Here is a 24,423-nt window from a genome sequence, read left to right as displayed (position 1 = left end):
GGGTTCAGCCGGCGGGGGCGGTGTCGGCCGCCTGGCTGCGGCTTTCGGGTTCCAGGCAGTATCCCAGGCCGCGCACGGTCAGGATGCGCATGTCGGCGGGCTCGATTTTTTTGCGCAGGCGGTGGATGTAGACCTCGATGGCGTTGGTGGTGACTTCTTCGCCCCATTCGCAGAGCAGATCGACCAACTGGTGCTTGCTGATCATGCGGCCGCTGCGCGAAAGGAAGATTTCGAGCAGGCTGGTTTCCCGGGCGGAGAGTTCGACCGGCGCGTCGTCGATGGTGGCGGTGCGGCCGTTCAGGTCGAATGCCAGGCGGCCGTGGCGCAGCACCGAGGCGCGCCCGCCCCCGTGACGGCGGATCAGGGCGCGCACCCGGGCTTCGAGTTCGGTCAGGGCGAAGGGTTTGGACATGTAGTCGTCGGCCCCCAGATCCAGGCCTTCGACGCGCTGCTCGATGGAGTCGGCGGCGGTCAGGATCAGCACGGGCAGGGGGGTGCCGCGCTGGCGCAGCTGGCGCAGCACGGACAGGCCGCTCATCTTGGGCAGGCCCAGATCCAGAATCAGGAGGTCGAAGCTTTGCAGTTTCAGGGCGGAATCGGCGCTGGAGCCGTCGTGGACGACGTCCACCGCATAGCCGTCGTAGCGCAGCGACCGGGACAGGCCATCCGCAAGAATACTGTCGTCCTCGGCAATCAGGATACGCATGGCGGGAAAAGCGTCTAGGATAAAAAGAAAAGTGCCACGGGGTGAAACACTGGCACCGGAACGTTGCCGATTGTCCCATGCGCAGCCTCGGGCGTCATTTAGGGTTAACGATGGCGGACGGATAGGGCGGGGCGCGGACGCCGGGGCGGCGTTTGCGCCCCGCCGGGACATTAAGGTCCATGGCTGTTGATTTATACAGTATAATTTAATGCCATAATTTCTTTATGACCGCATCTAAATCCCCCTCGAAAAAAAGGAACCCTTCCATGGACGAACGCACCGGCAAGGCCAACCCCGAACGCGCCAAGGCGCTGGCCGCCGCCTTGTCGCAAATCGAAAAGCAGTTCGGCAAAGGCTCGATCATGCGCTACGGCGACAACCAGGTCGAACACGACATCCAGGTGGTGTCCACCGGCTCGCTGGGGCTGGACATCGCCCTGGGCGTCGGCGGCCTGCCGCGCGGGCGCGTCGTCGAAGTCTACGGCCCGGAATCCTCCGGCAAGACCACGCTTACCCTGCAGGTCATTGCCGAAATGCAAAAAATCGGCGGCACCTGCGCCTTCGTGGATGCTGAGCACGCGCTCGACGTCCAGTACGCCGCCCGCCTGGGGGTCAACCTCGAAGACCTGCTCATCTCCCAGCCCGACACCGGCGAACAGGCCCTCGAAATCACCGACGCCCTGGTGCGCTCGGGCTCGGTCGATCTCATCGTCATCGACTCGGTGGCCGCCCTGGTACCCAAGGCCGAAATCGAAGGCGACATGGGCGATTCCCTGCCCGGCCTGCAGGCCCGCCTCATGAGCCAGGCCCTGCGCAAGCTCACGGCCACCATCAAGCGCGCCAACTGCATGGTCATCTTCATCAACCAGATCCGCATGAAAATCGGCGTCATGTTCGGCAACCCAGAAACCACCACCGGGGGCAACGCGCTCAAGTTCTATTCCTCCGTGCGCCTCGATATCCGCCGCATCGGCTCCATCAAGAAAGGCGACGAAGTCATCGGCAACGAAACCCGCGTCAAGGTTGTCAAGAACAAAGTCGCGCCGCCCTTCAAGCAGGTGGAATTCGACATCATGTACGGCGCGGGCATCTCCCGCGAGGGCGAGATCATCGACCTCGGCGTGCAGGCCGGCTTTGTCGACAAGGCCGGCGCCTGGTACAGCTACCAGGGCACCCGCATTGGCCAGGGCAAGGACAACGTGCGCGAATACCTCAAAGAACACCCGGATCTCGCCTTCGAAATCGAAAACAAGGTGCGCGAACAGCACGGGGTCACCCTGCGGGCGGCCCCCGCCGGCCGGCCCGCCGCCGAGGCGCCGGCGGCCGATGCCGCCCAGGTGCCGGCTGCGGATGCCGAATAAGGCGGTCGACGGCTTGGGCAGGGCTGCCGATGGCCCCGGCGTGGGCGTCGATGGTTTCTATAAAGCCGCCGATGGCCCTGGCAGGGCCGCCGGCGGCCCCAGCCTGAAAGCACGGGCCATCGCCTATCTGTCCCGGCGCGAACACTCGCGCCGGGAACTGCAGCGCAAGCTGTCGGCCTATTCAGACGACCCGGACGAAATCCAGGCCGTGCTGGACGCGCTGGAAAAAGACCATTGGCAGTCCGACCAGCGCTACGCCCAGGCCTATGCGCACCGCACCGCCGCCCGTCAGGGCACGCGGCGCATCCTGGGGGCCCTGCGCCAGCAGGGGCTGGACGACACCCAGCTGGCCGACCTCCAGGAAACCTTGCGGGCGACGGAATTCTCCCGCGCCCGGGATGTCTGGCAAAAAAAATTCTCCGCTTTGCCGCTCGATGACAAGGACTACGCCCGCCAGTACCGCTTTCTGGCGGGGCGGGGGTTTTCCGGCGATGTCATCAGCCGCCTGTTGGCCGGGCGAGACTGACCCCGCGCCCGCCGGCGACCCCTCCGGCGCTTAAACGGCCATCCGATCCATGGCTGCTCAGTCCGCCCGCCGGATGCCGGGCAGGGTCTCGAAGCTGGTGCGGCGGGCCTGCTCCAGAAAAGCCTGCATATAGGGCGATTCGGCGTCTTCGGCGCGGATGCCGGCCTGCAGCGTGCGCCATATCCCGTCGCCCAGACGGCAGATGCGCAGCCCCGGCAGGTTTTTGTATTCGTCCAGGGCCCAGCTGGGCAGGGCCGCCACGCCGCGGCCGCTGGCCACCAGTTGCACGATCATGGGGGTCAGTTCCGCTGTGCGGATGCCGGCCGGCTCGACCCCGGCGGGATCCAGGAAAGTCGTGAACACGTCCAGGCGGCCGCGATCCACCGGGTAGGTGATCAGCACCTGCGTGGCCAGATCCGGCGGGGCGATGGCCTGGGCCGCGCCCAGCGGCCCCTGGCTGGATACCGCCAGCACCAGCTCGTAGGCGAACAGCGGCGCATACAGTACGCCATCCAGAGCTTCCGGGTCCGAGGTGATCACCACGTCCAGATCGCCCCGGTTGAGGGCGGGCAGGGGGGCGAACGAAAACGCCGCCGACAGATCCAGGGCGACCTCGGGCCAGTCCTTGCGGAAGCTGTCCAGCGTGGGCATCAGCCACTGGAAGCAAGAGTGGCAGTCGATGGCCACGTGCAGGCGGCCCGCGCGTCCCAGCGACAGCCGATGCAGTTCCAGCTCGGCGGCCCGCACCCGGGGCAGGACGTCTTCGGCCAGGGCCACCAGCCGCAGCCCCGCCGTGGTCAGGCGGGCGGGGCGCGTGCGCCGGTTCAGCAAAGGTGTCTTCAGACGCACTTCGAGGTCGCGCAGCTGGTGCGACAGGGCGGATTGCGTCAGGTGCAGGCGCTCAGTGGCTTCTTGCAGGCTGCCGCTGTCGCGGATGGCCAGCAGGGTTTCCAGGTGTCGAATCTCTAGCATGAATAATTTTCATCTAATAGGTGCACACTTTGATTTTTTATTTCTGATGGTGCCGTGCACAATGTTGTTCATTGAATAAATTTGATGTTAACAGGGATTTAGTATGACAACTATTCATAATCTTGGCTTTCCCCGCATCGGTGCGGCCCGCGAATTGAAACGGGCGCAGGAAGCCTATTGGGCGGGCAAGGCCGACCAGAACAGTTTGCTGGACACCGGGCGCGAATTGCGCGCCCGCCATTGGGCCGCTCAGGCCCAGGCCGGCCTGCAGTGGGTGCCGGTGGGCGATTTTGCCTGGTACGACCAAATCCTGGAATGGACCACCCTGCTGGGCGCCGTGCCGGCCCGCTTTGGCCAGGCCGAGGACGCCCCGGTCGAATTGGACACCTTGTTTCGCATGGCGCGCGGCCGGGCGCCTTCGGGCACGCCGGCGGTGGCATGTGAAATGACCAAGTGGTTCGATACCAACTACCACTACATCGTCCCGGAACTGCATCCGGGCCAGACGTACCGCATCGCCCGCGAAGCCCTGTTCGAGCAGGTGGCCGAAGCCCAGGCCCTGGGCTACCGCGCGCGGCCGGTGATTCCGGGCCCCTTGACCTGGCTGTGGCTGGGCAAGGGCGATGCTTACACACAAGGGGTGGCGGACGAAGGCAAGCTGGCCTTGCTGGACGCGCTGCTGCCGGTATATGAGGCCGTGCTGCAGCGCCTGGCGGCCCAGGGGGTGGACTGGGTGCAGGTGGATGAACCGATTCTGACGCTGGATCTGCCCGCCGCCTGGCGGCACGCCTTCGCCCGCGTTTATGAACGCCTGGCCGTCCAAGGCCCCAAGGTGCTGCTGACGACGTATTTCGGCGACATCGAGGCCAATCTGGATGCTGTGCGCGGCCTGCCGGTGCATGGGCTGCACATCGACCTGGCGCGCGCGCCCGCCCAATTGGCTGCGGTGTTGGCCGGTCTGCGCCCCGACCAGGTGCTGTCCTTGGGGGTGATCGACGGGCGCAACGTCTGGCGCGCCGACCTGGATCGCATCCAGGCGCAGGTGCGGGACGCCGTCCAGGCCCTGGGCGAACGCGCCTGGCTGGCGCCGTCGTGCTCGCTGCTGCACGCGCCGATCGACCTGGCGCTGGAAACCGGCCTGGACGCCGAGCTGCGCAGCTGGCTGTCCTTTGCCCTGCAGAAGCTGGATGAACTGCGCCTTTTGCGCGCAGCGGTGGATCAGACCGCCACGGCCGCCGACCAGGCCGCCCTCGAAGCGGCGCGCCAAGCGGTGCGCAACCGGGCGCAGTCGCCCCGCATTCACCGCCCGGACGTCGCCCAACGCCTGGCCGGCGTCGACCAGGTCAGCCGCCAGCGCGCGCCCTTTGCCCAGCGCATCCAGGCGCAGCAAAAACGCCTGGGGCTGCCGCAGTATCCCACGACCACCATCGGCTCGTTTCCGCAGACGACTGAAATCCGCAGCTTGCGCCGCGACTGGCGCTCGGGGGCCTTGGGGGATGCCGCCTACGAAAAAGCCATCCGCGAGGAAATCGAGCGCGTGATCCGTTTTCAGGAAGAAGTCGGCCTGGACGTCCTGGTGCATGGCGAGCCCGAGCGCAACGACATGGTGGAATATTTCGGCGAATTGCTGGCCGGTTTTGCCTTTACCGCCTTCGGCTGGGTGCAGAGCTATGGCTCCCGCTGCGTCAAGCCGCCCCTGATTTTCGGCGACGTGGCGCGCCTCGCCCCCATGACGGTCGCCTGGTCGGCCTATGCCCAATCCCTGACGGACAAGCCTGTCAAGGGCATGCTGACCGGCCCGGTCACCATTTTGCAGTGGTCTTTCGTGCGCGACGACCAGCCGCGCGAGCAGACTTGCCGCCAGATCGCCCTGGCCTTGCGCGACGAGGTGCAGGATCTGGAAGCCGCGGGCATCACGGTAATCCAGATCGACGAACCGGCCTTCCGCGAAGGGCTGCCGCTGCGCCGCAGCGATTGGGCGGCCTATCTGGACTGGGCGGTGGACAGCTTCCGCCTGAGCACCAGCGGCGTGCGGGACGACACCCAGATCCATACCCACATGTGCTATTCGGAGTTCAACGACATCATCCAGGCGATCGCCGCCATGGACGCGGACGTGATCACCATCGAGACATCGCGCTCCAATATGGAATTGCTGGGCGCTTTCGAGGACTTCGCCTATCCCAATGACATCGGCCCCGGGGTGTACGACATCCACTCGCCCAACGTGCCCAAGGAAGACTGGATGATCGGCCTGATGCGCAAGGCCGCGCAGCGCCTGCCCGCCGAGCGCCTGTGGGTGAACCCGGATTGCGGGCTGAAGACGCGGGCCTGGCCGGAAACCCGGGCGGCGCTGGAATCCATGGTGCATGCCGCCCAGGCCCTGCGGCAGGCTGCTTGAACCCCCGCCGCCCGCCGGGCTGATCGCCGCGCCCAGGCGCGCCGGCCGCCCGGACGGGGATGCGTCTGAACCCGGCGGCCCGGCCCCTGATCCACAGGAGGCCGGGCCGCGGCTTTATAAGCAAATGCTGATGCACGGTATAATCGAAAGATTGAATTGTTCCAGGCGTATTTGATCCCATGCCTTTGTCTTCGCCGGCGTGTCCCCGTCAACCCGTGCATACGCGGTCTATCCGCGTCCAGGCCTATGTCCGTGAAGATGGCCTGTGGGATCTGGACGCCGAGCTCATCGACACCAAGGCTGACGACTTTCCGCTGCGCGATGGGGCGGTTCACCCGGCGGGCGCGCCCATCCACCACATGCATCTGCGGGTCACCATCGACGCGCAGTTCACCATCACCGATGCCCAGGTGGCCTACGATGCGGCTCCCTACGGCGACTTCTGCAGCGCCATCGCGCCCGACTACCGCCGTCTGATCGGCCTCAATCTGCTGAAACAGTTTCGCCACCAGGTGCGCGAGCGCTTTGGCCGCACGGCCGGGTGCACGCACGTCACCGAACTGACCCAGGTGCTGCCCACGGTGGCGATCCAGTCCATGGTGGGCCGCCAGCGCTTGCAGCCCGCCGGCCAGCGGCCTTTCCAGCTGGATGGCTGCCATGCCCTGCGGGTGGACGGCCCGGTGGTCGAGCGGCACTATTCCGCGTGGCACGTCGCCCCGGAAACGCTCCATGATGGCTAGGGACGGCGGCCCGAAGCGGGCGGCCGGCGGTTTTCTTTTTTTCTTCACTGACAGGTAACTCATGAAAATTCACGAATATCAAGGCAAGGAATTGCTGAAGAAGTTTGGCGTGACTGTCCCGCGCGGCATTCCCGCGTTTTCGGTCGAAGACGCTGTGGCGGCCGCCGAACAGCTGGGGGGGCCTGTCTGGGTCGTCAAGGCGCAAATCCACGCCGGCGGGCGCGGCAAGGGCGGCGGGGTGAAGGTCGCCAAGTCGCTGGACGAAGTCCGCACCCTGGCCGGCCAGATCCTGGGCATGCAGCTGGTCACGCACCAGACAGGCCCCGAAGGCCAGAAAGTGGGCCGCCTGTACATCGAGGAAGGCGCCGACATCCAGAAGGAATACTACCTGTCCGTGGTCACCGACCGCGCCACCCAGAAGGTGGCCTTCATTGCTTCCAGCGAAGGGGGCATGGACATCGAGGAAGTCGCGCATTCCTCCCCCGAAAAAATCATCACCGTGCAGATCGACCCCATCGAGGGCTTTACCCAGGCCGATGGCGACACGCTGGCCAAGGGCGTGGACATGCCGGCGGATTCCGTGGCCCAGTTCGTCGATGTATGCCGGAAACTGTATACCTGCTACATGGAAACCGACGCCTCGCTGGTGGAAATCAATCCGCTGAACCGCGACGGCCAGGGCAATATCATCGCCCTGGATGCAAAGTTCAACTTCGATGCCAATGCGCTGTTCCGCCACCCTGAAATCCTGGCCTACCGCGACCTCGACGAAGAAGACCCCGCCGAAGTCGAAGCCAGCAAGTTCGACCTGGCCTACATCCAGCTGGACGGCAACATCGGCTGCCTGGTCAATGGGGCCGGCCTGGCCATGGCCACCATGGACACCATCAAGCTGTTCGGCGGCGAACCCGCCAACTTCCTGGACGTGGGCGGCGGCGCCACCGCCGAAAAAGTGACCGAAGCCTTCAAGATCATGCTGAAAAACGATGGCGTCAAGGCCATCCTGGTGAACATTTTTGGCGGCATCATGCGTTGCGACGTGATCGCCGAAGGCGTGATCGCGGCCTGCAAGGCGGTCAACCTCAGCGTGCCGCTGGTGGTGCGCATGCGCGGCACCAACGAACAAAAAGGCAAGGAAATGCTGGCGGCCTCGGGCCTGCCCATCATCAGTGCGGACACCATGGCCGAAGCCGCGACCGCTGCCGTCGCCGCTGCGAAATAAGCATCACAGGGAATAGAACATGTCGATTCTGATCAACAAGGACACCAAGGTCATCACCCAGGGGATTACCGGCAAGACCGGCCAGTTCCACACCCGCATGTGCCGTGAATACGCCAACGGCCAGGCCGCTTTCGTGGCCGGGGTGCATCCCAAGAAAGCCGGCCAGGATTTCGAAGGCATCCCCATCTACGCCTCGGTCAAGGACGCCAAGGACGACACGGGGGCCACGGTCTCCGTCATCTACGTGCCGCCCGCCGGCGCCGCGGCCGCCATCTGGGAAGCCGTCGAGGCCGATCTGGATCTGGCCATCTGCATCACCGAAGGCATCCCCGTGCGCGACATGCTGGAAGTGCGCAACCGCATGCGTGCCGAAAATCGCAAGACGCTGCTGCTGGGCCCCAACTGCCCGGGCCTGATCACGCCCGATGAAATCAAGATCGGCATCATGCCGGGCCATATTCATCGCAAGGGCCGCATCGGCATCGTCAGCCGTTCGGGCACTCTCACCTACGAAGCCGTGGCGCAGGTCACCGAGCTCGGCTTGGGGCAGTCCAGCGCCGTGGGGATCGGCGGCGATCCCATCAACGGCCTGAAGCACGTCGACGTGCTGCGGATGTTCAACGACGACCCGGACACTGATGCCGTCATCATGATCGGCGAAATCGGCGGCCCCGATGAAGTCAATGCCGCGCAATGGGCCAAGGACAACATGAAAAAACCCGTGGTCGGCTTCATTGCCGGGGTCACCGCCCCGGCCGGCAAGCGCATGGGCCACGCGGGCGCCCTGATTTCCGGCGGGGCCGACACGGCCGACGCCAAGCTCGAAATCATGGAAGCCTGCGGAATCCGCACCACCCGCAACCCGTCCGAGATGGGCAAGTTGCTGAAGACCGTGCTGTAAGGCGCGGCGGGACAGGCCTGTCATCGCAGGCCGACTGCCGGGGCGACCTGGCAGCCGCCTGCCGATGATGATGCAAAAGCCCGCCATGCGGGCTTTTTTACGAGCATGACGATGATATTGGATGTTTTTTCCCAGCTGCATTGGGCGGCCTTGCTGCAGATCGTGGTCATCGATCTGCTGCTGGGCGGCGACAACGCGGTGGTGATTGCGCTGGCCTGCCGCCGCCTGGATGCCCGCCGCCGCCTGCAGGGGATACTCTGGGGGACGCTGGGGGCCATCGCCTTGCGGGTTCTGTTGATCGCCTTTGCCCTGACCCTGCTGGATATCCCTTATCTCAAGATCGTCGGCGCCTTGCTGTTGCTGTGGATCGGCGTGCATCTGATGCTGCCCGAGCCCGATGGCGCGCACCGGGTGCGGGAGGCGGCCTCGATCGGGTCGGCCGTGCGCACGATTATTCTGGCCGATTTCGTCATGAGCCTGGATAATGTCGTTGCGATTGCCGCCGCCGCCCAGAACACGATTGCCGATCATCGCATCGCCTACGTCGCCTTCGGCCTGCTCTTGAGTGTGCCCATCATCGTCTGGGGCAGCACCTTGGTGCTGCGCCTGATCGACCGGTACGCTTGGGTGGTGACGCTGGGCGCGGGCCTGTTGGGCTGGATCGCCGGCGGCATGCTGGTCACGGATGTGGCCCTGGCTCCGTTTCTGAGTCCGCTGGCCTCGCCGGTCGATTGGGCGGCCAAGGCCGTCGGCGCTGTCCTGGTGGTCGGGACAGGCTATTATCTAGCCCGTCGCCGGGCCGCCGCCCGGAAAAAGGTTGTTTCATGAATATCAAACGCCCCTCGCTGTTGCAAACCCTGATTTTTCTGGCGCTTGTCGGCCTGCTGGCACGTTTGGTGCTTTCCAGGATTACGCTGTAATGTCTCTTACCCCGCCTTCCCGCCTCGTCATCGCCACCCGGGCCAGCCGCCTGGCCTTGTGGCAGGCCCGTCATGTGCAGGCCCGCCTGCAGGCGCACTACCCTGGCTGTCAGGTCGAACTCCTGGAAATGACCACGCGCGGCGATCAGATCCTGGATCGCACGCTGTCCAAGGTGGGCGGCAAGGGCCTGTTCGTCAAAGAGCTGGAAACGGCTTTGTTGGATGGACGAGCCGACCTGGCGGTGCATTCGCTGAAAGACGTGCCGGTGGATCTGGGCGAGCCCTTTGCCCTGGCGGCCATTCTGGAGCGCGCCGATCCCTGCGACGCCCTGGTGTCCAACACGGTGGACAGCCTGGATGCCTTGCCCGCCGGGGCGGTGCTGGGCACTTCCAGCCTGCGCCGCGAATCGCAGCTGCGCGCCCGCTATCCCCAACTGCAGGTTCGCCCCTTGCGCGGCAACCTGGATACCCGTCTGGCAAAGCTGGATCGCGGCGACTATGCCGCTATCGTGCTGGCGGCGGCCGGCCTGCAGCGCCTGGGCCTGGCGCAGCGCATCCGCGCCGTGCTGCCCGTCGAATTCAGCCTGCCCGCGGCCGGGCAGGGCACCTTGGGCATCGAAACACTGGCGGCGCGCACGGAGATGCGGGCTTGGCTGGCCCCCCTGGGCTGCGCCCAGGCCCGCGTCTGCGCCCTGGCCGAACGCGCCGTGTCGCGCACCTTGGGCGGTTCCTGTCAGGTGCCGCTGGCGGCGTATGCCGTCTTGCAGGACGAGCAGATCTTCCTGCGGGCGCTGGTGGCCGAACCCGACGGCAGCCGGGTGTTGCGGGCGCAGGCCAGCGGCCTGGCCGATCAGGCCGAGCCCCTCGGGATCGCCGTCGCGCGCGATCTGCTGGGCCAGGGGGCGGATCAGATCCTGGCCCGGTTGTCGGCTTGATGGCAGACGCGCCCAGCCTGCCGGCTCTGGTGGTTCTGACCCGTCCGCCGGGGCGCAACGAGGCCCTGGCCGCTGCGGCGCGCCAGGCCGGACTGCGGGTGCTGCAGGCCCCTGCCTTGCGGATCGAGCGCCTGGATGCGCCCTACGTGGCGCCCCGGGCGGGCAACCTGCATGTCTTTGTCAGCGGCCAGGCCGTGGCGGCGTTCTTTGATCGCCCCGCGCGGGTGTGGCCCGCCGGGGCCTGGGCCTGCGCCGTGGGCCCGGCCACGGCGCAGGCTTTGCGGGCTTACGTCCCGGCTGAATGCATCCTCGCGCCGGCGGCGGATGCCGCGCCGGATTCCGAAGCCTTGCTGGCCGTGATCGTGGCCCGGGGCCTGCAGCCCGCCCAGGCCCATATCCTGCGGGCCGCCCATGGACGCAACTGGCTGGCCGAGCAATTGCGGCAACGAGGCTGGCAGGTGCAATGCCATGCCCTGTACCGGCGGCTGCCCCAGCCCTGGGATCAGGATACCTGCCTGCGGCTGTGCGCCGAAGCCCGCCCGTGTATTTTGCTGTTGACCAGCCTGGAGGCGCTGGACGCCATCGAGGCCAGCCTGCAGCGGCATCGGCTCGCCTGGCCGGCGCGCCTGTTTGCGGTCACGCTGCACAAGCGCATCGCCCGGCGTTTACAATGCCTGTACGCCGACCAGCCGGAACCCGCCCTGCGCATCGCCCTCAGCGCGCCAGAGGATGCGGCATTGTTTCAGGCTATAGTGGCAGCATCCCGACAGCTTTCCCGAAGGATCTGAACGCCGTCATGAGTCAAACCGATCACAGCCAGCCGACCCCTCCCTCCGAATCCGGCGCGCCGGCGCCCCAGCGCCGCACAACCCGCCTGTTGTGGCTGGTGCCCTTGCTGCTGGCCATCGTCCTGGCCGCCGCCCTGTACGAGCAAAACCGCCAGTACCAAGTCCTTCGGGCCGACTTCCAGCGCCAAAGCAGCGAAAACATCCAGCAGATCCAAAGCGCGCACCAGCAGGCCACTCAGGCTGTGACACAGGCGCGCGAACAATCGGCCGAAATCCTCAGCCTGCGCGGCGCGCTGGACACCCTCGGCGACCAGCTCGACGAACTCGATCAGGCTTTGCAAATGGTTTCCGACAGCGGCTCCGATCTCCTGCTGCTCAACGACATCGACCACCTGGTCACCATCGCGCAGCAGCAGTTGGCCTTGGGCGGCAACGTGGCCAATGCGATTGTTTCCCTGGAAGCCGCCCAGGCCCAGTTGGCCCGCGCCAACCGGCCCAACCTCGCCGCCCTGCAGCAGTCCATCAATGGCGACCTGGATCGCCTGCGCGCGGTGGCCACGATCAACCTGCCCGCCTTGTCCGGCCAGATCGACCAACTCGCCGACCTGCTGGGCTCGGCCCCGCTGCTGGTCGCCGACAAGGCGGCGGCCGGGCCGCCGCCGGGTGGGCTGGCCGCCGCCCAGCCGGCCGGGGCGCCCGGCGCCGCGCCTGCGGGCCAGGCGGGCCAGGATCAGCCCGCCTGGCAGCGCGTGGCGCTGGACGGCTGGCTGTGGGTGCGGGACGGGGCGGTTCAGCTGGCCCAGGATCTGCGCGGTCTGCTGGAAGTCCGCCGGGTGGACGATGCCGCCGCCTTGCTGATGTCGCCGGATCAGGCCCTGCAGTTTCGTGAGGGCCTGAAGCAGCGCGCCGTGACCGCCCAACTGGCGCTGATGATGCACCAGTCGCGCATCTGGAAATCCGAACTCGACCGCATCGCCCGGGCCGTCGATCAGCGCTACGACATGCGGGCGGAAGCCTCGCGCCAGGCCCTGGCGCTGGCCCGCGCACTGCATGACACGTCCATCGAGATCACACTGCCGACCGTGGACAACAGCCTGGCGGCCATCGCCGCCGCCCGCGAGGCGCAGGCCGATGCCCACGACGCCGCCGTTCCGGCGGCCGCGCCCGCGGGGGCCGATGGCCCCGATCCAGAACCCGCCATGCCCAAGACGCCGGCGGCGCCCGCAGGCGCCGATGCGGACTAAGGAGGCATGATGCGATCCTGGATCTGGAATCTCTTGCTGGTGGTGGCCGCCGTGGCGCTGGCGCTGGTGGTGCGCAGCCATGGCGGCAATGTCATCGTCGTCACGCCGCCCTGGCGTGTCGAACTCTCTTTGCCCTTGGCCATTCTTTTATCGCTGGGGGCTTTCCTGGCCCTGCACTGGCTGCTCCAGTTGTTGCGCTGGATGGGCAGCAGCCCGGGGCGCCTGCGCAGCTGGCGCGGGCGGCGGGCGCAGCGGCGCGATGTCGAACTGCTCGAACGCGGCTGGATCAACGTCCTGGAAGGCCGTTATGTCCAGGCCGAAAAAGACCTCTCCAACCTGCTGTCGCGCACGCGCTCGGCCGATCGCAAGGTGCTGGCGGGCCTGAGCGCCGCCCGCGCCCTGCACTTGCTGGGCGAAACCGCCCGGCGCGACCACACGCTGCAGCTGGCCCAGGATGCCGCCGGCCAGGACACGCGGCTGCGCCAGACGGTCGACACGGTCAAGGCCGAAATGCTGCTCGACCAGAACCGCGCCCAGGAAGCGCTCGACCTGCTTGAACCGCTGCAGGACGCCTCCTCGCGCTTCATGCATGCCACCCGCCTGCTGCTGCGCGCCCATCGCCAGTTGGGGCACGTGGATCAGGTGTATGCCCTGACGCGCCTGCTGCTGCGCCGCAGCGCCATCGACGAGGCCCAGGCGCGCACCTTCATCACCCAGGCGGCGGCCCAGCGGCTGGATGCGGCCGATGCGGCTTCCTGGGATGATATCTGGGGCGATCTCAATGCCGACGAACGCATGACTCCCGCAGTGGCCCTGGCGGGGGCCAAGGCCCAGATCCGCTTCGGGCAGCCGGCGCAGGCGGCACGCATCCTCCAAGCGGCGCTCAACCGCCAGTTGGACGACCGCCTGTTGCGGGCCTATGCGCAGTGCGACACGAAGCAGGCCCGGCAACGGCTTGGCCATGCCGAGCTCTGGCTCAAGTCCAATCCAGACCATCCCGGCCTGCTGGCGGCCCTGGGGCAGATCTGCCTGGCGGCCCAGCTGTGGGGCCAGGGCGCGCACTATCTGGAACGCAGCCTGGCCTTGCGCGCCGATATTCACATCTATGCGCTGCTGGGTAATCTGCACGACGCGCTGGGCCACCCCGATCAGGCCCTGGCGTACTGGCGGCGGGCCTGCGAAGCCGCGGATGCCGAACTCCCCCTGATCCACCGTCCGCTGCCGGCCGCCGACACGCAGGGCGACCCCCGGTTCGTCGCGGACTCGCCGGCGGAATCCGCCGCGGATGCGGCGGCATTGCCCGTGGCCGCCAGCGGCGCCTACCTGCAGGATGCCGAGGACGCCGCGTCCGAGCAGCCCGTCCGGCAGCCGCCCGCCGCCGCCGCGCCGCCCCGGCAGGCCGCCGCCGAAGAAGACTACTTCGACACGGCCCCGATTCCCGGGGTGGATATGTCGCTCACCTCGGATGGCGGCCCCAGGAAATAATTTTCATCTCATCACCCTAAGGAATCTCATGAGCCTAGACCGTGTCCCCGCCGGCGACAAGCTGCCGGAAGAATTCAACGTGGTCATCGAAATCCCGATGAATGCCGATCCCGTCAAATACGAGGTCGACAAAGAAAGCGGCGCCGTGTTCGTCGACCGTTTCATGCTGACCGCCATGCACTATCCGTGCAATTACGGCTATATCCCCCAGACCCTGTCCGAAGACGGCGATCCGGTCGACGTGCTGGTGATCGCGCCGTTTCCGGTACAGGTCGGCTCGGTCATCCGCTGCCGCGCCCTGGGGGTGATGGACATGGAAGATGAAGCCGGCAAGGACGCCAAGCTGCTGGCCCGGCCGGTCGACAAGCTGTACCCGCCCTATCGCGGCATCCAGTCCACCGAAGACCTCAACCCGCTCGAACTCGAACGCATTCAGCACTTCTTCGAGCACTACAAAGATCTCGAAAAAGGCAAATGGGTCAAGGTGCGGGGCTGGTCGGGCCTGGACGCCGCCCAGGAAGAAATCCGCGCGTCCGTCGCCCGCTACGAGGGCCAGGGGGTCTGACCATGGCCGACACCGTCATCCCTTGCCCGCCGGCGGTTTCCCTCGCCGTGCAGGGTAGCGCCGCCCGTTTCCCGGTGCGCCGGGTGTATTGCGTGGGGCGCAATTACGCCGAGCATTCCCGCGAAATGGGGGGCACCGGCCGGGAACTGCCCTTTTTCTTCAGCAAGCCCGCCGACGCCATTCTCAATGTGGCGCCGGGCGTCGAAGGCGTGCTGCCATATCCCCCGCAAACCCAGGATTTGCATCACGAAGTCGAACTTGTGGTGGCCTTGGGGGCGGGGGGGCGTGACCTCACCGTCGACCAGGCCGCCCAGGCCGTGTGGGGCTATGCCGTCGGCCTGGACATGACGCGCCGCGACCTCCAGGCCCAGGCCAAAAAGGCCGGCCGCCCCTGGGATACCGCCAAGGGCTTCGATCACAGCGCGCCCATCGGCCCGCTGTACCCGGTCGCGGACGCGGGGGTGCCCACGGCGGGGGCGATCCAGCTGGCCGTCAATGGCCAGGTGCGCCAAACCGGCGATTTGTCGGACATGATCTGGTCCGTGCCCGAAGCCATCGCCTACCTGTCCACGCTGTTCGAGCTGCATCCCGGCGACTTGCTGTTCACCGGCACCCCGGCCGGCGTCGGGGCGGTGCAGGCGGGCGACCGGCTGGTGGGGACGATTGCCGGGCTGGACGCTTTGCAGATACGGATCGCCTGATGCGTATGGCTTGATTCCGTCCGGGTTTATTCCCCGAAAAGGCCCGCACCGCAAGGTGTCGGGCCTTTTTTGTCCAAGACGGGAAACGCCAATAGGCGGGCTTGGCGGGGCAGGGCACACTGGGCTGACCTTGTCTTTCTCGGAGCCCATCATGCCCTTGCGCCGTTTATTGTTTCGCCTGGCCGGCCAGGCCGCATACGCCACCCGAATCCGGGCCAACCGCCGCTACCGATACTGCCACGCGGGTTTGCCGGGCGCGCACCGCCTGGCGGGGCGGGCGGGCCAGCGGGGGCAGGCCATGGTGGAATATATCATCATCTTGGAAAGCCTTTATTCATGCGGGTTTCCAGGCGTTATTGTCCAATATTCCAAAGGCTGTCCAAAACTACGCCGATTTTTTCCCCGGTTTCGACGGCCCGCTGACCTGTTTCGGCGCCTTGTCACGCAAGTAGATGCGCGTCGTGTGGGCGTCGGCGTGGCCCAACAACTCGGTCGCGTTCTTGCCTTCGCGGTCGGCTTCTGTGCCGGACATCGCCCGCAGGTCGTGTAGCGTCACATCGCCCACGCCAGCGGCGCGTGCCGCCGCCTTGAAGTGCCGCCAGACGTTGCTGTGAAGGCGCTTTTTGCCGGCGCGGCCAGCCAGCAGGTACTTGACTGAGCGCACACCATATTTCAGTCGATTGGCCCGTTCGGTCGCGGCGCGAAGCTCGGGCGTCCAGGCCACGATCAGCTTCTTTCCGGTCTTCTGCTGCTCGAAAAAGATTCCGGCGTCCTGCAGGTGTCCGTACTCAATCTTGAGGACGTCACCGATGCGCTGGCCGGTCAGGTAGCACAGATCCATGATGATCTGCACCCAGTCCGGTGCCTTGGCGTAGATCGCCTGGTACTCGCGCCAGGTGATCAGTCGGTCGCGTTGGCCGGCGGGCAGCCGCTTGACCGACAGGCACGGGTTTGCCATCACGATCTCCCGATCCATGGCCCACTGGAAGATCAGCTTGAGCGTGGTCAGCAGGTGGTTCCCGGTTGCCGCGCGCTCGCGCCACATGTCTTGCATTTGCACGATCGCGCCGTGCGTGACCTGCTCGGGCCGGAACTCGGCGAATGTCTCTTTCAGGATGCTGGCGCAGCGCCGGTAGATTCGGGCGGTCGATTCCGACACATCACGCGTGATGTTCGGCAGGGCTTTGTCGACGAGCGCAGGGAAGCCGTTCTCGGGCACGGCCACGATGCTGGCGTATTCCAGCAGTGCGGTGTGCAGGTCGACGCCCAAGCGCGTCCACTTGCCCTTGTGGACGTAGTAGAACGCGCCGTGGCGCTGGTACACGCACGCCGGCAGGTGCCTATCCTTTTTGCGTGGCCTCATGACCTGATCCTCTCAATGCGGCAGGCCGGCGCAGCTGTGGCGCAGCTGTGCCGCGATTGCTCACCTTGACGCCCAGCATAGCTTCAACAACGGCGACGGCCACCAGAGGGCTGCCGTCCGTACTGCGGGCCATATGCGGGATGCCCATCTCGCGCAGGGCCCTGAGCTGCGCTTTGAATTTCGTCTTGCCGGTGATCTGCTCGACGTCTTCCTGAGTGCATATCAGCATACATCCTCCCTACAATTTCCATTCTTTCCGCGTCGTCTCGATCATGCGGGCGATGGCGTCTTTCATGATTGATCCTCGCTCAATGTCTTCTCGACCCGCGCCAGCCCTCGCTGTCGCAAATCTGTCATAGGGTTATCCATGGGGTTGTCCACTGCGGATGTGGGTAAGTCAGGCATGCCCATCCCTCACCCAGCGCCGAACACGCATTTCACAGCCGCCCATAAGGCACAGCCCATTCGCCATCCCCGCGTGTGTCCTACGTCCGCCGCAGCCGCAGGAGCATTTGCGCCGCGACCTGACGGGCTCCATGTAGCGGATGTTTTCTGTTGCTGATCCAACCTGGCCCCAGCCGTCGGTCCCGCCGCGCATTGCGGCAGACCGAGCTGCTGGACTCAATTTGCTGATGTCAGGCATGGTCATCCCCCTTCGCTGCGCGGGCGACCTGGGCGCACTCGGCAATCGCGCGCTCATACCCGCGCCGCTCTGCCGCTTCGATGATCTGACGTTGGGTTTCAGCAAGCGACCTTTCTTTTTCGGCTGCACGCTTGCGCCAAAAGCACACGTCGCACAGGCCCTGGTCCGTGTTGTCACGCCCGTGCCGCCCAGGGTTGATCGCGTAGCTGCCGCATTTTTCGCAGGCTTTCATTGCGCATCCTCCCGATCCTGGGCGGCAGCCCCCAGCGCGGCATACAAGGTGTCCTCGCTGTCGTATACGCAATGCTCGTTGCGCAGAACGGCCCGCATTGCATGCGTGAGCGGTGGCATAGTGGGTTGCGCCTGGGCGGCAACGTCGGGCAAATACCGCACTGCTGCGCCGATCTTTTCCAGCCAACCGGGGCGCTGCTCAAAAGCCGCTTCGACGCCCTCTCGGATTGCGGGATGGATTTGCTGCTGCGCCTGGGCGGCAACTGGGGCTGCGAAGATGGGCGTGCCGTCCTCTGGGGGCCGTCCGCACCAGTCCACCAATGCAGACGGGTAAGGCGATCCGCGCCACCGAACTGTGCCGACCGGCTCCTGCGCTACAGGGGCGGCACAATCCGGGCACGGCTCTCCCCCTTCGTCGGGTTGGTAATAAGTGGGGCCGCCGATCCATCCGCTTCCGCCGCACGTCTTGCACGGCTCCGCGCTTGCGGCAGGCCGTTCCAATTCCCCAGAATTCGACGGTTTTGGCTGGCCGCTGCTGTAGCGGGATAGAAGGGCGCGGGCGAATCCCATGAATCCGGGCGCGCAGTGGCAATCGTACTGCTTCGCCAGCACCTGAATAGCCTCGTCGCTCGGCACCATTTCGCTGACGCCACCGGATTGGTCCATCATTTTCGTGACGCCGCGAAAATGATCCTGTCGGTCGGCTTTGGCGTCAGCGGCTGCCATACATGCCTCCTTGAATTGACGGATGGCCTCGTTTTGATCCTCGAATGGGATTCCGCCTTTTGTGACTATCAATTCTGGCAAAGGCTTCGCTGTCCGATCCTGCCGGTCGGCTTCGACGGCGGCGCTCCACCCCGCTTTAAATGCATCGCGCTCAGCCGGGTACTTTCTAGGGTCGTGATTGTCTCGCCACACGATGAAAGCGCGGTCTTGTTCGGTAATCATGCCTTTTCCTCTCTCAATAGCTGTGTCTTGGTTGCATTCCCCCAGGCCCGCTCCCATTCAATGCGGAACAGCCGCTTGTATGCGCCCGTAATAGCTTCGTAAGCCGCCACCGCGTCTCTCTTCAACTTGAACGTGCCAGCACATTCGATGGTGTGCGAGTCGTCCGGGCCGTACATCACCATGTACAGGACGCTCATTCCCCACCCCCCTCAATGCGGCGCACCACAACTTCGTAAGCAGCCGCTCCGTTTTCGTTGATCGTGAACGTACCACCGTGGCTTTCCGTGTACTGGATGATGCAAGCGAGAAAGTCGGAAGTCACGTCATGCCGGACACCAACGGCTTCTGCGTAGCCCTCTCTCTGTCGAATCCTCCCGGCGTAGATTGTTCGCGTCAGAGGCGACATAACTAGGCGGAATGGGTGTTTAGCTATTGGCATGGTTGCCTCCCTCAATGCGACGGGCGTGGTCGATGGCTTCGTCAAGCTCCTGTCCGTTGTATGTATATACGCGGGTAATAGCACTATCACGACGCATGACGCACCAACCTGAATTTCCTTCTTCCCCGAAATGTGAGAAAAGTTGTGCGTTATCCCTCAGCCAGCGATATCGCAAAGCATCCTCCCGATCCTGGGCGGCAACGGGGGCGGCGTAGAGCGGCACAGGATAGATTTCACGGCATCGGTCTTGCCGCCGTCTATCGGTGGGAATGCGCGAAAGTTCAAGTTCTGTGATTGCGCGACCGTTACCCGGAGTCATCCACGCCACCGGCTCCTGCGCTACAGGCGACTCCACAGGCAAAAGCCCATCCATCAAGTGCGCAAAAGGCTCACCGTTGGCTGCCGCGCTGAGCACGTCGAGGAAGCGCACGGGCATGTCATATGCACCCGCCGCCTGGTAGAGTGCTGCGGCCAAGGGCTGCCACGGCTCCTGCGCTACAGGGGCGGCACCGCCCCCGGTGCGGAATGGATGGGCACAGTAGTAATACGGACCGGCTCCGCAATGCGGGCACGACACGCTGATGCTGCTGCGGGTCAATTCCTGCGCCACCGGCTCACCCCTGCGCTTGCGGTCGTCTTCGATGGCGAGACGGGCGTAAGCTTCCAGAGTTGTTGAGGTATAACCGTTAAAGTACGCGCCAGTGCCCGAAGGCCCATGCAAATCCGGGGTAGGTAGCGGCGGCAGTTCAATTTTGTCGTGAGTGTTCATTTCCTTTCCTTGGCTAGTGTTCGATACGCATCCTTGCCCAACTTGTATTCGGTGACACAGCGTTCACACCTCACATACAAGTCTCGATGTGCCCGAAGAATGCCGTCGTGGTAGGGGGTCGAATGGTAGGGTGGCAGATGTAGCCATACCAAGGCCTGGGCTTGTGCCCGAATAGCCTGCAAAGAAGGTTCATTCCTCTTCTCCCTCAATGCGGCGGGCCTCTTTTTTCAGAAAGTCTTCGTAATCCATCCCTTGGTGATAGGCGTCGATCCAGCGTTGATACTCGGCTGCCATCGCCCGATAGCCCTCCTCCTGATCCTGCGATTGCAGGGCGGATCGGGCCTGCCAGCCTTCCCAGGCGCACTGATGCTCGTATTGCTGGTAGTTTCCCGGCCACGCCGAGTCTTCTCCGTAGCGATGGAACTCCCACTCAAACGGCGGCCTGCTGAACGCGACCTCAAACGCAGCGCGTTCCTGGGTGATGTCAGTCTTGGTTGTCATCGCTGTCTCCCTGTTCCTGTGCGCACTGATCCAGATATTCCCGCGCTTCGTCCAACTCGCCCTGCCAATAGGCCGTGGATTGCCAAGTGCTGATAAAAGCGCTGTCCAGCGCAACCACAAGCGCCTGTAAAAGCCGTTCTGCCTCAGTCATGACCCCTCCTGTGCGAGTGCGGTCAAGCACCGATCAAGCAGGGTCTCCGGCTTGTTGCCGGTCACCCAAATGGTGTCCGTGATTGACGATGGATTGGATTCGATGACGCGGACGGTCTCTTGCACCGCTTCCCGCAGCCTGTCGCGCTCGGCCAGCAGGGCGTCGATGCGGTTGAGCAGACCAATGACCGCCGCGGGGCTGGCAGCCGCGATGAATTGTTCATCCACCACGGGCGGGCGGTCATCACCCAGGGTTTTCCAGTCGTCGGCGTCATACCAGGCATCGCCGAAGTCGTCGATGACGGCTTGCGCTGCTTTGCGCAGCTCCTGTGTGTTGATAGTCATCATGCTTCGATTCCTCCCCGCACCGCAATCGCGATCGCCAAAGGCCGCACCCAAATGGGCGTGGCGGACAATTGAAAGGTCTCGCCAGCCCGAGACAGCAAGATGGCCCGGCCGATTTCCTCGGCCATTGCCTGGGCAGCATCAGGCGGCACCATGTTGCCAATGTGTTCTCGCCAGACCTGGTCAGACGTTCCTTCCATGACCAGCGGGCCATGTTCGGCGAAGTCGTCGGGGTCGTAGTAGGACTGGAGCGCAGCTAACTCAAGAGTGGTGAACGGGCGGTGCCAAGTTCCATCCAATGACCGGATGCGGCAAACCAACTTGTCATTGGGTGCCGGCAACGAAACTTGCGAATTTGCGCTATTTGGCAAGTTCCTGGGGTCGGCCACACTCCAACGACCATTGTCGTGGCAAGCTGAGGCGGAAACCGCGCCGCTGGGCTGGGCCCAATTCACGATGCCGTAGTGGCCGCCGGTCAGGTAGTCGTCGCCCTTGGTGCGGCGCATGCTGGATCGAGGGTCGGCTACCGCATATGCGCCTTGACCGCTGGTGCTACCACTGATCACAGCATTGGCCGATGACTCGTAGGAGGTGACGCCGTATTTTGCGAAACCGTGGCCGCCACGCGGGTCAGCAACACATTGCCCCGTTCCGTGAGCGCTGGTGATTGCGCCGGACGCCTGGTCGAATGGCACGATACGGTATTCGTTGCTGTGTTTTTCTGGACCGCTGTGGCGAGGGTCAGCGACACTAAATGTGCCCTGTCCAGGGCTCTTGACCCCGATCACCGCACCAGACGTATCCTCCATGCGCATGACACCGTATTGCTTGTACTGAGCGGCATTGATGGCCGCGCGCGGGTCTGCGATTGAGAAAGCACCATTTGTCGGCAGTCCACGGCTTGTGACCGCCCCCGATGTATCCCCTGGTCGAAGTACCCCGAGATATCCGTGATACGCTTTGGGCACAATCAGATAATCACGCAGATACCCATCTTCTACCGTTAGGCGATTTAGTGATCGCCAGTCCTTGCCAGCCTCTACAAACGCCAATCGAACCCAGGTTTTCCACGCAAGACGCGGCACCCTATGCATTGGTCCCGCGGTTGGGTCGCCTGGCAGGTGCATGCGATCGAGAACTTCCCCCACTGAGCGAAGCGGCCGCACTGGCGGCTCATACACGGCCGAGGGCATTTTCTCCGCGTGCCGCGCGACCAACAGGAACCGCTTGCGGCTCTGGGCCAGGCCGCCCAGTTCGCCGCAATCGTGCGTGGTTTCGCGCACGACGTAACCGTAGTGGCGCAGCATGCCTGTGATCTGGTCCAGCAGGTGGCGGCCCCGTGTAGCGATGCGAGGGACGTTCTCGAACAGGATCACCGGCACCGGGTCATAAGCCCATGCCTCCAGCATGAGCCAGACGCCGCGCAGGGTCAGTTCGTTCAGCGCCTGGTAGCGGCGTGATGATGCGTGCGCGGCGGGCAAAAGGCCGGAGAAACCCTTGCAGGGGGCCGACAGAAACACGATGTCTGGCACCTGGTGCTGGGCAGCTGCGCGGATGTCGTCGGGGCCTGCCTCAACCCAGTCTGCAGACGGCTCATGGCCATGCCACGCGACGTACTGCTGGCGGCTGAAAAGATCGCGCACCATGCAGGGCATGCCAGTGAGCATGCGAAAGTCCTCGGCCGCCACTGCGTCATTGTCCATGCCGCCCAGGCAAACCATTTTTCCCTGCAGGCCGGGGATTGTGGGGGCCGCGTCGTTGAAACCAGCGGCACCAGACCCGCTGCCGCAAAATAGGTGGAAATGCTTGATGCTCTCGATCATTGCTCTTGTCCAGGAAATGGGATGTCGCGCCCGGGCTTCTGCCGGCGCTGGCGGCTGCGCTTGCTCATGATTTCTCACCCACGAATTCAATCAGCCCGCGCTCGAAGTTATCCGCCTCAGCCTGTCCGTATCCGGCAAACATTGCGTCCCGGGCTTTGTGTCCGGCGTCTTCATCGCCGAACCCGTTGTTGACATGCAGCAGGATGCCGTCGTATTGCATGCTCACGTCCACGGACGGATTCCCGTCTTCGTCGCTGGACAGAAACACCAGCACTTGACGGCCTGACGAGGCCCGGATAATCTTGCAGAAATCGTCTTCGTGATTGCTCATGACCCCTCCGGTTTCGATGCGGCAAGCCGCTGCATATAGGATTTTTCGACGTTGCGGTAGTCCCGAAGCGCCTGGTTGACTTGTTCGTCCATGCCGATGCTGAAGTCGTGGCCGTAGTCGGCTTTGAGTTTCAGCAGCAGGAAGCCCATGCCCATGACGATAGATTCGAGGCGCTCAATTTTCTTCGTGGGCGATTTTCTGCTCATGATCCCTCCCGATCAATCAGGGCGCGGATGGCTTGCGCTGGGCCGCCATTTCCGAACTGTCGCTGTTCAGGCGTTGTCCACTGATCTGCAATCTTGGCTGCCTGTTCCAGCGCCTCCCGCCGCACTGCGGCTGCGTAGGCTTCGGCTTGGGCGGTGGTGATGAGGCTGCTGACGTGCTCGGGTCTCATGTCATGGACTCCAGAGTATTCAGCCTCATCGGGAAGCAAGACATTGCAATAGGCGAGCGTGTTGGCGGCCTTAATTGCATACGCCACTGGCTCCGGCATCTTTATGCTCATGATCCCTCCCTGGCAGCCAGCATGGATTCCGCGTGGCCGTCGATATCCTCGTAGGTCTCGGGGTGACTCCATTCGATCCACTGAGGCTCGCCGTCGATGAAGCCTTCAACCACCTCCAGCCCGGAAGCGTTGCAATAGTCGGGCTTGATGCGATTCTCGAACTGGAATATGTCGTAATCGCCCTGGATTTGAAGGATCTTCACGGCCTCGTCAGGCGACTGCACAGGTACATGAAACGGCTTCATGATGACTTGCGGGATATGCCATACACGCAGGTCGCCGAGCCGGGCCGCCGTCGTTCGTTCGCTCATGTTGTCTCCACGTGTTTGCTGGCTTCCGTGAGTCGCGCCCTGATTTCGTCGGCTTGCTCTTGACCGACGATCACGAATCCATACTTGGCTGCAGCCTCGCGGTAATGCCGCTCGATCAGCAGGCCGGGCTGCATCATCCTGTCGTAGGTGTATTTGCCCGGAATTTCGGCCACGTCCTTACGAGAAAGAAAGGCATCCCACTTGGCAACCAGAAACGGCCCACGCCCTGCGGCAATGGCGTCAGAAACAAGATCGGGGCGAGGGGCTAGCGCCCATTGGGTGCGCGGCAAGGGCCCGAAGGTCTGTACGCCCGAATGCTCCCAGCCTTCCAGTGTGGTGCCGTTCCAGTTGCCGTCTTCGACGACGAACCAATACTCCCGGCCTTCCACGGTGACGATTCCCTGGGCGCGGACATTGATGGCATCCAGCCGATCCTGTCCAAGGATATGGACGCAACCATGCTGGCCTTCGCCCATGTGCGCTGCCTCTGAAATGGCGGTCATGATGTCGTCGCGCAGGGCGGCGGGAATGTCTGCATCGAATGCTTCATCTGGTGTCAGCGTTGCTGGCATGTCATTTCCTTTTGGTGGGCAGGCG

The 24,423-nt window shown here is 64.5% G+C and carries 30 protein-coding genes; 13 read left to right on the top strand and 17 right to left on the bottom strand.

Going from position 1 to position 24,423, the window contains the following annotated elements:
- Positions 1–4: 4 nt before the first annotated feature.
- Entirely contained in the window at positions 5–706 is a 702-nt protein-coding gene (locus tag ACMHYJ_RS14490; RefSeq protein ID WP_414246896.1) for a response regulator, read from the bottom strand.
- A gap of 266 nt (positions 707–972) precedes the next feature.
- On the opposite strand from ACMHYJ_RS14490, the gene recA reads away from it, so the two are divergent.
- On the top strand, positions 973–2,067 hold the full coding sequence (recA, locus tag ACMHYJ_RS14485) for a recombinase RecA (RefSeq protein ID WP_414246895.1): 1,095 nt from the start codon (positions 973–975) through the stop codon (positions 2,065–2,067).
- Positions 2,057–2,593: a recombination regulator RecX gene (gene recX / locus ACMHYJ_RS14480; RefSeq protein ID WP_414246894.1), complete on the top strand. Its 537-nt coding sequence runs from the start codon at positions 2,057–2,059 to the stop codon at positions 2,591–2,593. Before recA ends, recX begins: the two co-directional genes overlap by 11 nt.
- 57 nt (positions 2,594–2,650) lie before the next feature.
- Here recX and ACMHYJ_RS14475 read toward each other — a convergent pair whose 3' ends face one another.
- Positions 2,651–3,565, bottom strand: a complete 915-nt coding sequence (locus tag ACMHYJ_RS14475) for a LysR family transcriptional regulator (RefSeq protein WP_414246893.1) — start codon at positions 3,563–3,565, stop codon at positions 2,651–2,653.
- Positions 3,566–3,668: 103 nt separating this feature from the next.
- Here ACMHYJ_RS14475 and metE point away from each other — a divergent pair, with 103 nt between their 5' ends.
- From metE to ACMHYJ_RS14420, 11 genes are all read left to right on the top strand, one after another.
- A complete protein-coding gene (metE, locus tag ACMHYJ_RS14470) occupies positions 3,669–5,966 on the top strand; it encodes a 5-methyltetrahydropteroyltriglutamate--homocysteine S-methyltransferase (RefSeq protein WP_414246892.1) in 2,298 nt (765 codons plus the stop codon).
- 179 nt (positions 5,967–6,145) lie between these two features.
- On the top strand, positions 6,146–6,706 hold the full coding sequence (locus ACMHYJ_RS14465) for a DUF2889 domain-containing protein (protein ID WP_414246891.1): 561 nt from the start codon (positions 6,146–6,148) through the stop codon (positions 6,704–6,706).
- Positions 6,707–6,767: 61 nt separating this feature from the next.
- Positions 6,768–7,928, top strand: a complete 1,161-nt coding sequence (sucC, locus tag ACMHYJ_RS14460) for an ADP-forming succinate--CoA ligase subunit beta (protein ID WP_414246890.1) — start codon at positions 6,768–6,770, stop codon at positions 7,926–7,928.
- 19 nt (positions 7,929–7,947) lie between these two features.
- On the top strand, positions 7,948–8,829 hold the full coding sequence (sucD, locus tag ACMHYJ_RS14455; RefSeq protein WP_414246889.1) for a succinate--CoA ligase subunit alpha: 882 nt from the start codon (positions 7,948–7,950) through the stop codon (positions 8,827–8,829).
- A 114-nt stretch (positions 8,830–8,943) separates the two neighbouring features.
- The gene (locus tag ACMHYJ_RS14450) at positions 8,944–9,657 is read left to right on the top strand and encodes a TerC family protein (RefSeq protein WP_414246907.1); all 714 of its coding nucleotides are present in this window, start codon (positions 8,944–8,946) and stop codon (positions 9,655–9,657) included.
- A gap of 91 nt (positions 9,658–9,748) precedes the next feature.
- Entirely contained in the window at positions 9,749–10,684 is a 936-nt protein-coding gene (gene hemC / locus ACMHYJ_RS14445) for a hydroxymethylbilane synthase (protein WP_414246888.1), read from the top strand.
- Positions 10,684–11,472: a uroporphyrinogen-III synthase gene (locus ACMHYJ_RS14440; RefSeq protein WP_414246887.1), complete on the top strand. Its 789-nt coding sequence runs from the start codon at positions 10,684–10,686 to the stop codon at positions 11,470–11,472. Before hemC ends, ACMHYJ_RS14440 begins: the two co-directional genes overlap by 1 nt.
- An 8-nt stretch (positions 11,473–11,480) precedes the next feature.
- On the top strand, positions 11,481–12,716 hold the full coding sequence (locus ACMHYJ_RS14435) for a uroporphyrinogen-III C-methyltransferase (protein ID WP_414246886.1): 1,236 nt from the start codon (positions 11,481–11,483) through the stop codon (positions 12,714–12,716).
- A 6-nt stretch (positions 12,717–12,722) separates the two neighbouring features.
- Positions 12,723–14,201: a heme biosynthesis HemY N-terminal domain-containing protein gene (locus ACMHYJ_RS14430; RefSeq protein ID WP_414246885.1), complete on the top strand. Its 1,479-nt coding sequence runs from the start codon at positions 12,723–12,725 to the stop codon at positions 14,199–14,201.
- Between the two features lie 28 nt (positions 14,202–14,229).
- A complete protein-coding gene (gene ppa, locus ACMHYJ_RS14425) occupies positions 14,230–14,766 on the top strand; it encodes an inorganic diphosphatase (RefSeq protein WP_414246884.1) in 537 nt (178 codons plus the stop codon).
- Between the two features lie 2 nt (positions 14,767–14,768).
- Positions 14,769–15,467: a fumarylacetoacetate hydrolase family protein gene (locus ACMHYJ_RS14420; RefSeq protein WP_414246883.1), complete on the top strand. Its 699-nt coding sequence runs from the start codon at positions 14,769–14,771 to the stop codon at positions 15,465–15,467.
- Between the two features lie 385 nt (positions 15,468–15,852).
- On the opposite strand, the gene ACMHYJ_RS14415 is transcribed toward ACMHYJ_RS14420, so the two are convergent.
- The 15 genes from ACMHYJ_RS14415 to ACMHYJ_RS14345 form a co-directional block, all read right to left on the bottom strand.
- Positions 15,853–16,830, bottom strand: coding sequence for a tyrosine-type recombinase/integrase (locus tag ACMHYJ_RS14415; RefSeq protein ID WP_414246882.1), 978 nt, complete (start codon positions 16,828–16,830; stop codon positions 15,853–15,855).
- On the bottom strand, positions 16,808–17,059 hold the full coding sequence (locus ACMHYJ_RS14410; RefSeq protein ID WP_414246881.1) for a DUF4224 domain-containing protein: 252 nt from the start codon (positions 17,057–17,059) through the stop codon (positions 16,808–16,810). The genes ACMHYJ_RS14415 and ACMHYJ_RS14410 overlap by 23 nt, the downstream gene beginning before the upstream one ends.
- Positions 17,060–17,465: 406 nt before the next feature.
- Positions 17,466–17,705 carry a hypothetical protein gene (locus ACMHYJ_RS14405; RefSeq protein WP_414246880.1) on the bottom strand — a complete coding sequence of 80 codons (240 nt, stop codon included), beginning with the start codon at positions 17,703–17,705 and terminating at the stop codon, positions 17,466–17,468.
- Positions 17,702–18,652 (bottom strand): hypothetical protein, encoded by a 951-nt coding sequence (locus ACMHYJ_RS14400; RefSeq protein ID WP_414246879.1) that lies wholly within the window; start codon positions 18,650–18,652, stop codon positions 17,702–17,704. Before ACMHYJ_RS14400 ends, ACMHYJ_RS14405 begins: the two co-directional genes overlap by 4 nt.
- Positions 18,649–18,849: a hypothetical protein gene (locus ACMHYJ_RS14395; protein WP_414246878.1), complete on the bottom strand. Its 201-nt coding sequence runs from the start codon at positions 18,847–18,849 to the stop codon at positions 18,649–18,651. The genes ACMHYJ_RS14400 and ACMHYJ_RS14395 overlap by 4 nt, the downstream gene beginning before the upstream one ends.
- A gap of 228 nt (positions 18,850–19,077) precedes the next feature.
- Complete coding sequence (locus tag ACMHYJ_RS14390) at positions 19,078–19,860, bottom strand: hypothetical protein (RefSeq protein WP_414246877.1); 783 nt, start codon at positions 19,858–19,860, stop codon at positions 19,078–19,080.
- Between the two features lie 189 nt (positions 19,861–20,049).
- On the bottom strand, positions 20,050–20,361 hold the full coding sequence (locus ACMHYJ_RS14385) for a hypothetical protein (RefSeq protein WP_414246876.1): 312 nt from the start codon (positions 20,359–20,361) through the stop codon (positions 20,050–20,052).
- Complete coding sequence (locus ACMHYJ_RS14380) at positions 20,345–20,512, bottom strand: hypothetical protein (RefSeq protein ID WP_414246875.1); 168 nt, start codon at positions 20,510–20,512, stop codon at positions 20,345–20,347. Before ACMHYJ_RS14380 ends, ACMHYJ_RS14385 begins: the two co-directional genes overlap by 17 nt.
- A complete protein-coding gene (locus tag ACMHYJ_RS14375; RefSeq protein WP_414246874.1) occupies positions 20,509–20,859 on the bottom strand; it encodes a hypothetical protein in 351 nt (116 codons plus the stop codon). Before ACMHYJ_RS14375 ends, ACMHYJ_RS14380 begins: the two co-directional genes overlap by 4 nt.
- Entirely contained in the window at positions 20,856–22,679 is a 1,824-nt protein-coding gene (locus ACMHYJ_RS14370) for a DNA cytosine methyltransferase (protein WP_414246873.1), read from the bottom strand. Before ACMHYJ_RS14370 ends, ACMHYJ_RS14375 begins: the two co-directional genes overlap by 4 nt.
- Positions 22,680–22,743: 64 nt before the next feature.
- The gene (locus ACMHYJ_RS14365) at positions 22,744–23,010 is read right to left on the bottom strand and encodes a hypothetical protein (RefSeq protein ID WP_414246872.1); all 267 of its coding nucleotides are present in this window, start codon (positions 23,008–23,010) and stop codon (positions 22,744–22,746) included.
- Positions 23,007–23,216, bottom strand: a complete 210-nt coding sequence (locus ACMHYJ_RS14360) for a hypothetical protein (RefSeq protein ID WP_414246871.1) — start codon at positions 23,214–23,216, stop codon at positions 23,007–23,009. Before ACMHYJ_RS14360 ends, ACMHYJ_RS14365 begins: the two co-directional genes overlap by 4 nt.
- Positions 23,213–23,515: a hypothetical protein gene (locus ACMHYJ_RS14355; protein ID WP_414246870.1), complete on the bottom strand. Its 303-nt coding sequence runs from the start codon at positions 23,513–23,515 to the stop codon at positions 23,213–23,215. Before ACMHYJ_RS14355 ends, ACMHYJ_RS14360 begins: the two co-directional genes overlap by 4 nt.
- Positions 23,512–23,826, bottom strand: a complete 315-nt coding sequence (locus ACMHYJ_RS14350; RefSeq protein WP_414246869.1) for a hypothetical protein — start codon at positions 23,824–23,826, stop codon at positions 23,512–23,514. The genes ACMHYJ_RS14355 and ACMHYJ_RS14350 overlap by 4 nt, the downstream gene beginning before the upstream one ends.
- A complete protein-coding gene (locus tag ACMHYJ_RS14345; RefSeq protein ID WP_414246868.1) occupies positions 23,823–24,398 on the bottom strand; it encodes a hypothetical protein in 576 nt (191 codons plus the stop codon). The genes ACMHYJ_RS14350 and ACMHYJ_RS14345 overlap by 4 nt, the downstream gene beginning before the upstream one ends.
- Between the last annotated feature and the right edge of the window lie 25 nt (positions 24,399–24,423).

It is taken from the genome of Castellaniella hirudinis, from assembly GCF_047468865.1.
Classification (GTDB): Bacteria; Pseudomonadota; Gammaproteobacteria; order Burkholderiales; family Burkholderiaceae_B; genus Castellaniella; species Castellaniella hirudinis_A.
Note: the sequence above shows the minus strand (reverse complement) of the source record. Positions and strands in the feature narration are given on the sequence as shown.